This is a genomic window from Pseudomonas sp. JV245A (assembly GCF_032424515.1).
GTDB lineage: Bacteria > Pseudomonadota > Gammaproteobacteria > Pseudomonadales > Pseudomonadaceae > Aquipseudomonas > Aquipseudomonas protegens.
This window is the reverse complement of the sequence record NZ_VYKE01000165.1, coordinates 1-10,457: the sequence shown is the minus strand read 5'-3', so window position 1 is coordinate 10,457 and position 10,457 is coordinate 1. Positions and strand designations below refer to the sequence as shown.

The window sequence follows — 10,457 nt, the reverse complement described above, 5'->3', positions numbered from 1 at the left end:
GGGGCTCCTCAGGCGAACTGCATTTCAGGCACGTGGTCCGGCACGATCAGCTTGCCGGCGGTCTTGCTGACGATTTCCTCGACGCTGACCCCGGGGGCGCGCTCCTTGAGGATGAAGGCGCCGTTCTCGATCTCCAGGTACGCCAGATCGGTGAGCACGCGCTTGATGCACTGGGCGCCGGTCAGCGGCAGGCTGCAGCGGCTGAGCAGTTTGGATTCGCCGTCTTTCGAGGCGTGGGTCATGGTGACGATGATGTTCTCGGCACCGGCCACCAGGTCCATGGCGCCGCCCATGCCCTTGACCAGCTTGCCGGGGATCATCCAGGAGGCGATGTTGCCTTGCACGTCCACTTCGAAGGCGCCAAGCACGGTGAGGTCGATATGGCCGCCGCGGATCATCGCGAAGGATTCGGCGGACGAGAAGATCGAGGCGCCGATGCGCGCGGTGACCGTTTGCTTGCCGGCGTTGATCATGTCGGCGTCGACTTCGTCCTCGGTGGGGAAGGCGCCCATGCCGAGGAGGCCGTTTTCCGATTGCAGCATGACTTCCATGCCGTCGGGGATGTAGTTGGCCACCAGGGTCGGGATGCCGATGCCGAGGTTGACGTAGAAGCCGTCCTGCAGTTCGCGGGCGACGCGCTGGGCCATTTGTTCGCGGGTAAGAGCCATGTTTGTTGTCCTTTTATTCGGGCTGGGGAAGGGCGATCACTTGCGCACGGTGCGCTGTTCGATGCGCTTCTCGAAGGTGCCGCAGATGACCCGGTCGACGTAGATGCCGGGGGTGTGGATCTGCGTCGGGTCCAGCTCGCCCGGCTCGACGATTTCTTCCACTTCGACCACGGTGATCTTGCCAGCGGTGGCCGCCAGGGGGTTGAAGTTCTGCGCGGTGTGGCGATAGACCACGTTGCCGAAATGGTCGGCCTTCCAGCCCTTGACGATGGCGAAGTCACCGGTGATGGACTCTTCCATCAGGTAGGTGCGGCCCTTGAATTCGCGGGTCTCCTTGCCGTCGGCCACCGGGGTGCCGACGCCGGTGGCGGTGAAGAAGGCCGGGATCCCCGCGCCGCCGGCGCGCATTTTTTCCGCCAGGGTGCCCTGGGGGGTCAGTACCACTTCGATCTCGCCGCTGAGCAACTGCTTCTCGAACAGCGCGTTTTCACCCACGTAGGAAGCGATCACCTTGCTGATCTGGCGGTCTTCCAGGAGCACGCCCAGGCCGAAACCGTCGACCCCGCAGTTGTTGGACACCACGGTCAGGTCGCGGGTACCACGGCGCTTGATCTCGGCGATTAGGTTTTCGGGGATACCGCACAGGCCGAAGCCGCCGGCGATCACGGTCATGCCGTCTTGCAGACCTTCCAGGGCTTCCTCGTAGGACGCCACGCGCTTGTCGAAACCTGCCATTTGCACCTTCCTCTTTCTTGTTCGTTGGCGGCTGGCCAGCCGTTTGCGGGCCAGTGTTGCGCTGCGGGATTGATTTGTTAAGTTGATTTTTAAGGTTGATTGATTGGAAAAGCAGCATAATCCAGGGCGGCATACACCCAAGAGAATGGCAGATGACGGTTAAACAGATACGGGCATTTCTGGCCGTGGCCCACAGTTTGAGCTTTGCCCTGGCCTGCGAACGGCTGCACCTGTCGCAGTCGGCCCTGAGCCTGACGATCAAGGCGCTGGAGGAAGGCCTGGGTGGGCGCCTGTTCACGCGCAATACGCGCAATGTGGCCCTGACCCCGGAAGGCGAGGCCCTGCTGCCCCTGGCGCGGCGTCTGATCGCCGACTGGGACAACGCCGAGGACGAACTGCGCCAGCGTTTCACCCTGCAGCGAGGCCGGGTGACCCTGGCGGCGATGCCGTCCTTTGCCGGCAACCTGCTGCCGCCGATCCTCAAGCACTTTCGGGCCCGCTATCCCCAGGTCAACGTCACGGTCAACGACGTGGTCAACGAGCAGGTGCTGGAGATGGTCCGTGATCGCGAGGTGGAGCTGGGGGTGGCGTTCGAGCCCCAGGACAGCACCTCGCTGGTGTTCACCCCGCTGTACATCGACCGCTTTGTCGCCGTGGTGCCCCGGGATTCGCCCCTGGCCCGGCGCAGCGAGATCGACTGGCAGGCGCTGTTGCAGGAGCCCTTCATCACCTTGCAGCGGCCGTCCACGGTGCGGGTGATGCTCGAAGATCACCTGCGGGCACGGGGCGTGCAACTGCCGGTGGAGTTTGAAAGCCACCAGTTGGCGACCGTGGGGCGCATGGTCGCCAGCGGCCTGGGGGTGAGTGCGGTGCCGGCGCTGTGCGCCCAGCAGATGCGCGAGCTGGGCGGGCACTGCCTGACCCTGCACGATCCGGTGGTGGAGCGGGCCATTGGTGTACTGACCAAGCCGGGGGACGAGCTGTCCACCGCGGCCCAGGCGCTGTTCGACATCCTGCGCGAGGAAAACCTCGGCCAGCGCCTGGCGCTACTCTGAGGCTCAACGCAGCAGGCGTTCGGCCAACTGGGGCAGCAACAGGTCACAGGGCTCGCTGAGCTTGAGGTCCAGCAGCTCGTCGGCGCGGGTCCTGCCGAAGTTGATGGCCAGCAGCGGCTTGCCTTGCTCGGCCACGGCGCGGCACAGGCGGAACGCCGAATAGGCCATCAGCGACGAACCCACCACCAGCAGGCCTGCGGCTTCGTGCACGGCGCTCAAGGCTCGGGCCGCGGTGGCCGCGGCCACGTTCTCGCCGAAGAACACCACATCGGGTTTCAATCGCGAGCCATTGCAGTAGGGGCAATGGGGCACCTGGAAGCGTTCCTCGAAGGCCGGGTCCAGCAGGGTGTCGCCGTCCGGCGCCTGCACCGCGTCAACGCCGGCCAGGTAAGGATTGTGCGCCTCCAGTTGCTGCTGGATGGCCTCCCGCTGGCTGCGCTGGCCGCAGTCCAGGCACAAGACCCGCTGCAGGCTGCCGTGGAGCTCGATGACCTCCAGGCTGCCGGCCTCGTCGTGCAGGGCATCGACATTCTGAGTGATCACCCCGGCGATCCGGCCTGCGGCCTGCAATTGCGTCAACGCCTGGTGCGCGGCATTCGGCCGGGCCTGGCGAATGCGCGGCCAGCCGAGCATGGCCCGGGCCCAGTAGCGGCGACGGGCTTCGGGCTGGGCGAGGAATTCCTGGTACATCATCGGCTGGCGGCCACGGCGCATGCCCTCGCTGTCGCGGTAGTCGGGGATCCCCGACGGGGTGCTGATACCAGCGCCGGTGAGGACCATGAACGGCTTGCCGTGCATGGCGGCGGCGAGTTGTTCGAGCAGCGGGGCAGTGGGGCGATCGATCATGGGCTGCACTCGTTTCCAGTGGCCAGGGACGCCTACCAGAAATAGACGCAAAGCCCTCGCGGCGCCAGTGTTTTACCCAAGGTTCAGCGCCGGGGGCCGAACACCGACTTGGGTGGCTTGCCATAGAACCGGGTAAAGGCCGCGCTGAAGTTGCCGGGAAAGCGGTAGCCCACCTGATAGGCCGCCTGGGCCACTTGGCAGCCGCCTTCCAGCAGGCGGTGGGCATGACCCATGCGGATTTCCAGGAGCATGCGCTGCGGTGTGGTGTTGTAGTGCTCGCGCAGGCCCTGCTTGAGCTTGAACTCGTTGAGACCCACAGCGGCGCACAGGTAGGCCACGCTCAAGGGCTGGTGCATCTGCTCGAACATCAGGTCGCGCACCCGCTGCAGCCGTTCAAGATCGGCGGCCTTCAGGTGCCGGCCCGGGACGACAGGGGCGGGTGCCAGGGCCTGCAATTGCAAGGACAGCAGGCTCAGGGCGTGGATATGCAGCTCCAGCGTCGGTGGCTGCTGCAGGCCCAAGGGTTGGGCCAGTGCACTGAGACGGCCGGCACTGGCCCGGGAAGTGGGCCCGCAGGCCAACAGTTGCAAGGCGTCCTGGCCCAGCAACTGGTGAGCCCGGGCGGGGCCCAGGTACTGCTGGAGCAGGGCTTCGCCCACCAGCAGGCGCAGTTGCGCCACCGTTTCATTGGCGCCATAACGGCGTTCGCCTCGGCTGGCCTGGAAGGCGGTGACGGTGGTGTGTCCGGCGCGAAACGCCAGGCTCGAACCCTTGGCATCCAGGTAGCCCGAAGTACCTTGCAGGGCGCAGGTGATCACCAGCAAGCGGCCTGCGTGGCAACTGCTGGCCTCCTCGATCAAGGGGCGATTGGGGTGATAGCGCGAGCGCACCAGGGTCAGGCCCTGAGCCAAGGGCAGGCTCTCGAAATGGCAATCGCCCAGAATCTCGGGCAACTGCTGGCGTGACCCGCCGCCCGGGGCCTGGCTGTGCTCGCGTGGTGCGTGGCACGGCAAGCGATAGGACTGGGAAGAACCGGGTGCAACGGCCATGTTCGCGCTCCTGCAATGGATGTTCTGCGTTTGCCATGGGAATGGATCCGTTTCCCATATGAACACGCATGATAAGCATTCTCGCTAAAAAGTAAGCTGTTTCCCAAGCAGGGGCGAGCCTCGCAATCTTGCGGCGCCCCACCTGTAAAGGAGCAAGCAATGAACCCGCAGAACTTGAAATCCGCCGGTCCCCGGGGGCTCTGGCTGCGCACGGTGCTGGTGTGTGCCATGGGCCTGCCGATGCTGATCTTCTACGCCATCGGCACCCTCGGGCCCTTGCTGATCGCTGATCTTGGGGTGGCGCCCCACTGGCTGGGCTGGCTGGTGATGAGCGCTTTTGGCCTGGCGGCATTGCTGTCTTTGTGGGCGGGGCCGCTGGTGAACCGGCTCGGCACTCGACGGGCCCTGGCCTTGCTGTTCTGGGCGACCCTGGCGGGGTATGGCCTGCTGGTCAGCCTGCCGGGATTTGCCGGGGTGCTGCTGGCCCTGGCGATCTGCGGAGTGGCCCAGGCCCTGGCCAACCCGGTGACCAATCTGCTGGTGTCCGAGTGTGTCGAGGCTCGTAGCAAGGCCGCGGTGGTGGGGCTGAAACAGTCTGGGGTGCAGGTGTCCGCGCTGATCGCCGGCCTGTTGTTGCCGCCTCTGGCCGGGTCTCTGGGTTGGCGCGCGGCCCTGGCCTGCCTGCTCCTGCCGACCTTGCTGCTGGCCCTGTGGGGGCCAAAGGTGGCGGCGGGCAGCGCAGCGGGCAAGACCATGAGCCTGAAGATTCCCCGGCCGAATTCACGGCTGGCGCTGCTGCTGAGCGTGCAGTTGTGTGTCGGCCTGGTGCTTTCGTCCTTCGTGACCTTTCTTGGGGTATTCGCGGCTCGCCAAGGGGTGGCGGTCGGCGAGACCGGCGCCATGGTCGCCGGGTTCGGGGTCATGGGCATCCTGGCCCGGACCTTGTTGACGCCACTGGCAGCACGTATGGCCGAGGAATCCTGGTTGCTGCTGACGTTATTGCTCCTGGCCAGCCTGGCCCTGGCGGTGACTGCCCAGGCCACGCCCCAGGCGCACTGGCCCTTGTGGTTCGGCACCCTGGGCATGGGCTTGACCGCCGTGGCCACCAATGCCATCGCCATGAGCATGCTGCTGCGCGATCCGGCCTTTGGCAGCCCAGCCTCGGCCTCGGGCCTACTTTCGGCGGGCTTCTTCGCCGGGTTCGCCCTCGGGCCGGTACTGTTCGGTACCGTGCAACAGGGCGCGGCGGGTTTTGCCAGCGCCTGGCTGATGCTGATTGCGGTCCTGCTGCTGGGGGCGGGGCTGAGCCTGATGCTGGTGCGTGCCCGAGCCCGAGCCCTTCAGCCGGCCAGCCCTACAGCCTGAACACGTTCACCTGCTGTTCCAGGTTCTGCGCCAGTTGCTGCAGGGAGCGGGCGGTCTCGGTGGTTTCCTCCACGGCCTGGCTGTTCTGCTGGGACATCTGGGCAATGCGCTCGACGTTGCGCGCCACATCCTGGCTGGCGGCGGTCTGTTCCCGCAGGGCCAGGGAGATCTGGTCCACCACCCGCACCACATTGCCGGAGGAGGTGCGGATATTGACGATGGCCTCGCCGGCCTGCTGGGCCTGTTCGACGCCGCTTTTCACCTGATTGACTCCGACGTCCATGCTGCTCACCGCTTCCCGGGTGCCCAGCTGGATCTTGTCGACCATCTCGGTGATCTCCTGGGTCGAATTGGCCGTGCGCTGGGCCAGCAGGCGCACTTCATCGGCGACCACGGCAAAGCCACGGCCTTGCTCGCCGGCCCGGGCGGCCTCGATGGCCGCATTGAGGGCCAGCAGGTTGGTTTGCTCGGCAATGCCCTTGATCACACTGACAATGCTGGAGATCTGTTCGGCATGCTGGCCCAGTTCACCGATCTGGGTGGCCGAAGCCTGCACGGTCTCGGCGATCAGACGCATGCTGCCCAGGGTGTCCTGGATCACGCTGCCGCCTTCCTCGGACTGGCGCCCGGATTCGCTGGACAGGGCATGAGCGTCCCCGGCGTTGTCCGCCACATGGTTGATGCTCACCGTCAGTTCTTCCACCGTGGCGGCCATGGATGAGGCCGAGTGGGACTGTTCCTGGGCCGATGCCGAGAGCTGCAGCGAGGCACTGGAAATGCTCTGGGAGGCGCTCACCAGTTGCTCGGCTCCCAGCTTGATTTGGCTGATCATCGACCGCAGGCGCTCCTGCATGGCGGCGAAAGCCTGCTGCAGCTCGCTGACTTCATCGCGCCCCTGGGTGCTGATGCGGTTGTCCAGGTGGCCGGCGGCGATGGCCTCGGCCACTTCCACGGACTGGCGGATGCGTCCGACCAGGTTGCTCGACAGCGACCAGGCAACGAGCATGGCCAGCAGTGCCGCCAGCATGCCGCCGCCGAGCAGGATCGCCAGGGCCGAAGCCTTGGCGTTGTCCATGGCCTGGCTGCGGGCGTCCTGCAGGCTTTTTTCCGCTTCGCGCAACTCACTGGTGAGCTGGCGCATGGCGTCCATCTTGGCCTTGTCGCGGCCGGCGCTGATCTGCTCGGCCATGGCGGTGGCCGGCTGAGTCCCAGCATTGATCGCCCGGCGCAGGGCCAGGTTGCCCTGGATGTCCTCGCGCAGCCACTGGTCGTGCAGGGCCTTGAGTCGCTCCAGACGCGCCTGCTGCTCGGGGTTGTCGGCGGTGCTGCTCTTGATCCGGGCGTAGTAGTCGGTAAAGGCTTTTTCGCCTTGTTCCAGAGGTTCGAGGAAGCTGTCGCGACCGGTCAGGGCATAACCGCGCATGCCGGTCTCGATATTGATCAGGCTGCGCAAGAGGGCGTCGGACTGGTTCAGCACTTCATGGCTGTGGATGGTGCTTTTGACGCTGCTGCTGACTTGATCGAAGCCGCGCAGGGCCGCCAGCACCAGCAGCAGGAGGATCAGCAGGACGACGCCGAAACCGGCATAGAGCTTTTGCGAAATGCTCAGATTGGAAAACATAGGAAGGACCGCTCCTAAACCGTTGACTGAATGCTTCACAGGGGCGTGCCTCGATGAGGTAGCGTGATAGCTCAATGATGTTTAAATGACATCAACGGTCCGACTTTTCCTGTACAAAAAAAGTTTCATGTACAGGAAAGTATTTTTTGCGGGGCTTGTAGCAAGGCGCATCGAGCGTCGCCCGATAGGGCGACGCTCGATGTTTGGCGGGGCTTAGCTGGAGTGGGCGTTGCTGTCGTCCTCGGGCTCGACGCTTTCGGTCTGCCCCGGCAACTCGGTGATCACGCTGAAGTCGCTGACTTCCACTGCCCCCAGGCCATAGCCCAGCAGGTGGAAGGAGAAGGCCTTGCGGGTTTCCGGGTTGTCGAAGCTGAAGTCCATCTGCAATGGCTGGTCGGGTGTGACCAGCATTTCTTCCGGCAGGCCCAGGGGCACGTCCTGTTCCAGCTCCTTGCCCTTGAGCAGGATGTAGGCATTTTGCTGCGGGTCGGCGGAGCGCACGGTGAAGCGCACCCGGGTCTGGGAGCCCTTGGGCATTTCCAGGTACTGGGCGCCGATCAGGTTGTCGGCCCAGTCGTCCTTGATCTGCGCCTGCAGCGGGATGATCGCCGGGCTGCCGAACTGGTAGTGCTGGTTCAGCGGCGACTGCAGCAGGCTGCGGTCCAGGTTCGCCGCACGCGCGCTGATCTGCCGGGCCCGCAGGCCGCCGTACTGGCCTTGCAGGCTGGCGCTGTCGGCGATGAAACCGGGGCTGGCGTAGTAGCGGCAGCGCTGTTGGAAGTCGCACTCGGTGAAGGTGCCCTGGCCATCGTGGTAGCGCAGCTTGCCGTTGGTGTAGGACATGATTTCCCGGCCCTGGGCATAGTCGCGCAACAGCGAGCGGCCGCTGAGGCTGGCGGGCACCGGCAGGCCGAAGTAGTCCAGCACCGAGGCGCTGAGGTCGACGTGGCCGTAGGTGCCGGACTTGAGATGGGGCAGCAGGTCCTGGTCCGGGGCCAGCATCAGGTTGAAGCCCCAGGACGAAGCCAGGCGCACGCCGTCGATGCCGTGGGACTCATCGGAGGTAATGATCACCAGGGTGTCCTTGAGCACGCCCTTGCGCTCCAGGCCCGTGAGGAACTGGTCGATGGCGTCGTCCAGGTAGCCCACGGCGGCCTGCTTCGGCGTCTCATAGCGCTCCAGGTAGTCCTCGGGCGCCGAGTAGGGCTGGTGGGTGCCGACGGTCAGCAGGGTGAGCATCCACGGCTTCTTGTTCTTCTTCAGTTGGTCGACGTAGCCCAGGGCGCCTTCGAAGAAGGCCTTGTCGTCCTTGCCCCAGGGGAACTCCAGGTAGTTGTCGTTCTTGAACCACTCCAGGCCGTGGGTCGAATCGAAGCCGATGTGCGGCATGATCTTGTCCTTGGCCATGAAGCGCAGGCCGGCGCCCTGCAGGTAGTGGGTGTTGAAGCCGAACTTGTGCATCTGTGCCGGCAGGCAGGCCTGGTTGCGCTGGCTCTGGGTGAGCATCTCGACGCCCTTGGGGGTGCCGTTGTCGAGCTTGTCGTAGTCGCCGCAGAGCATGGCGTACAGGCCGCGGATGGTCTGGTGGCTGTGCAGCACATAGTCCGGGGTGTTCATGCCGCGCTCGGCCCAGGCGCTGAGCTTGGGCATCAGGTCTTCCTGGTAGCGGCTGTTCAGGGCTTCGCGGTTGGTGCGGATATAGGCACCGGGAATGCCTTCGAGGGTGATCAGCAGCACGTTGCGCGCGCGGCCAGCGCTGGGCAGCAGCGGCTGGCCTTCCAGGTCCAGGCGGGTGAGCCCGGCCATGGGCGGTGGGACATCGGCGACGTCGCCTTGCAGCCAGTCCTCCACCTGCATCTGCGCCTGGCCGGTGGCAGTGGCCAGGGCCTGGTGGGGCAGGTTGAACAGTTGCCACTGGTCGGCTTCGCTGGGCTTGAGGTACTGGATGCCGCCGTGGGCCACCAGCAACAGCACCGGCAGGCTCCAGCTATGGCGCGGCAGTGCCGGGGGGCGCACCCCGCGGTGGGCGCGCTGGACCACCAGCCACAGCACCAGCCCCAGCAACAGCGCCAGGCCCAGGTCCGGGTGGGTCAGGCCGCCGCCGGTGGAGTTGCCGACAAACTGCGGGTCCACCAGGTAGTGCAGGTCGGCGAGGTTGGGCATGCGCCCCACGGCGCTTACCAGCTCGGCGCTGACCAGGGTCAGCAGGGCCCAGACCAGCAACACCGGCAGCGCCAGCCACCAGGGCCGGCGGTACAGGAGTACGGTCAGCAGGCTGGCGCTGGCCAGGTCCGACAGATAGCCCAGCGGGTTGGACCAGCCCAGGGCCAGGCGCGCGCCCATGGGCAGCAGCAACAGCAGGCCGAACAGGGCGCACAGGGGTGCAAGAGGGTGTTGTAGGCAACGACGGATCAACTTCACAAATAACCTGCCTGTCATCAAATCTTCACGCAAATGTGCGCGATCTTAACAAGAGCTGACGGCAAGACGTTTCTTAATCGTCAAGGAAAGACCTGGGGACAGGCTTTGCGAATCGCCCCCAAGAGGCGGTGGAATCCGTGCAAAGCCCCAGCCTGGAAGGCTGGCGGCAAGCAGGGGCAGGTTTCACATCGCTTGGATTTACTATTTCAGGTTGTTAAAAAAAATGTGCCTTGGGTGCTGATGCCGATCAATCAAGGGCAAGCAGTGTAGGGGGGGCAGGGGAGCTTGCTCCGGCACCTATCGCGACCACTTGATGATCAGCCGGGCGAAAAACGCGCCGCTGACAATCACCGCGAACAGGCGCAGGGTCTGCATCGCCAGCACCAGGCCGACATCCGAATGGGTGTCCACCGCGATGATCGCCATGGCGTCCAGGCCGCCAGGGCTGGTGGCCAGGTAGACCGAGAGAAAGTCCTTGCCCATCCACAGGGCCAGCCCCCAGGCAGAGAGGGCACAGAGGGCGATCAGCAGCAGGGCGCCGCCGATCATCGCCGGCAGGTGGCCGAACACATAGCTCAGGGTCGGGCGGTCGAAGCGCAGGCCGATATAGCCGCCGATGGCGCCGTAGGCACAGGCCAGCAGCCAGGACGGCAGGCTGATCTGCAACAGCCCGCTGACCTGCAGCGCGCCGCCCAGC

Annotated in this window: 9 protein-coding genes; 2 read left to right on the top strand and 7 right to left on the bottom strand. The window is 65.3% G+C overall.

Annotated features, from left to right (window positions below; translation table 11 throughout):
- Positions 1 to 8: 8 nt before the first annotated feature.
- Positions 9 to 668, bottom strand: a complete 660-nt coding sequence (locus F6S12_RS27040) for a CoA transferase subunit B (RefSeq protein WP_011060620.1) — start codon at positions 666 to 668, stop codon at positions 9 to 11.
- 36 nt (positions 669 to 704) lie between these two features.
- A complete protein-coding gene (locus F6S12_RS27035) occupies positions 705 to 1,403 on the bottom strand; it encodes a CoA transferase subunit A (protein ID WP_011060621.1) in 699 nt (232 codons plus the stop codon).
- Between the two features lie 152 nt (positions 1,404 to 1,555).
- Between F6S12_RS27035 and F6S12_RS27030 the strand changes: the two genes are divergently transcribed.
- A complete protein-coding gene (locus tag F6S12_RS27030; protein ID WP_015635104.1) occupies positions 1,556 to 2,458 on the top strand; it encodes a LysR family transcriptional regulator in 903 nt (300 codons plus the stop codon).
- Positions 2,459 to 2,461: 3 nt separating this feature from the next.
- Here the strand turns inward: F6S12_RS27030 and F6S12_RS27025 are convergent, their stop codons facing one another.
- Both F6S12_RS27025 and F6S12_RS27020 read right to left on the bottom strand, forming a co-directional pair.
- On the bottom strand, positions 2,462 to 3,304 hold the full coding sequence (locus F6S12_RS27025) for an NAD-dependent protein deacetylase (protein WP_152686107.1): 843 nt from the start codon (positions 3,302 to 3,304) through the stop codon (positions 2,462 to 2,464).
- Between the two features lie 83 nt (positions 3,305 to 3,387).
- Positions 3,388 to 4,353 carry an AraC family transcriptional regulator gene (locus F6S12_RS27020; RefSeq protein WP_315869513.1) on the bottom strand — a complete coding sequence of 322 codons (966 nt, stop codon included), beginning with the start codon at positions 4,351 to 4,353 and terminating at the stop codon, positions 3,388 to 3,390.
- Positions 4,354 to 4,512: 159 nt separating this feature from the next.
- Between F6S12_RS27020 and F6S12_RS27015 the strand changes: the two genes are divergently transcribed.
- Positions 4,513 to 5,718, top strand: a complete 1,206-nt coding sequence (locus tag F6S12_RS27015) for a CynX/NimT family MFS transporter (RefSeq protein ID WP_152686108.1) — start codon at positions 4,513 to 4,515, stop codon at positions 5,716 to 5,718.
- Here F6S12_RS27015 and F6S12_RS27010 read toward each other — a convergent pair.
- From F6S12_RS27010 to F6S12_RS27000, 3 genes are all read right to left on the bottom strand, one after another.
- On the bottom strand, positions 5,708 to 7,339 hold the full coding sequence (locus F6S12_RS27010; protein ID WP_019092913.1) for a methyl-accepting chemotaxis protein: 1,632 nt from the start codon (positions 7,337 to 7,339) through the stop codon (positions 5,708 to 5,710). The genes F6S12_RS27015 and F6S12_RS27010 overlap by 11 nt on opposite strands.
- Before the next feature lie 213 nt (positions 7,340 to 7,552).
- A complete protein-coding gene (locus tag F6S12_RS27005; protein WP_315869512.1) occupies positions 7,553 to 9,778 on the bottom strand; it encodes an LTA synthase family protein in 2,226 nt (741 codons plus the stop codon).
- 279 nt (positions 9,779 to 10,057) lie between these two features.
- A partial coding sequence (locus F6S12_RS27000; RefSeq protein ID WP_315869511.1) for an AbrB family transcriptional regulator occupies positions 10,058 to 10,457 on the bottom strand: 400 nt, incomplete at its 5' end.

Excerpts from the sequence above, each read along its gene's own strand:
- F6S12_RS27040 (WP_011060620.1), bottom strand. The coding sequence starts at position 668 with ATGGCTCTTACCCGCGAACAAATGGCCCAGCGCGTCGCCCGCGAACTG.
- F6S12_RS27035 (WP_011060621.1), bottom strand. The coding sequence starts at position 1,403 with ATGGCAGGTTTCGACAAGCGCGTGGCGTCCTACGAGGAAGCCCTGGAA.
- F6S12_RS27030 (WP_015635104.1), top strand. The coding sequence starts at position 1,556 with ATGACGGTTAAACAGATACGGGCATTTCTGGCCGTGGCCCACAGTTTG.
- F6S12_RS27025 (WP_152686107.1), bottom strand. The coding sequence starts at position 3,304 with ATGATCGATCGCCCCACTGCCCCGCTGCTCGAACAACTCGCCGCCGCC.
- F6S12_RS27020 (WP_315869513.1), bottom strand. The coding sequence starts at position 4,353 with ATGGCCGTTGCACCCGGTTCTTCCCAGTCCTATCGCTTGCCGTGCCAC.
- F6S12_RS27015 (WP_152686108.1), top strand. The coding sequence starts at position 4,513 with ATGAACCCGCAGAACTTGAAATCCGCCGGTCCCCGGGGGCTCTGGCTG.
- F6S12_RS27010 (WP_019092913.1), bottom strand. The coding sequence starts at position 7,339 with ATGTTTTCCAATCTGAGCATTTCGCAAAAGCTCTATGCCGGTTTCGGC.
- F6S12_RS27005 (WP_315869512.1), bottom strand. The coding sequence starts at position 9,778 with ATGACAGGCAGGTTATTTGTGAAGTTGATCCGTCGTTGCCTACAACAC.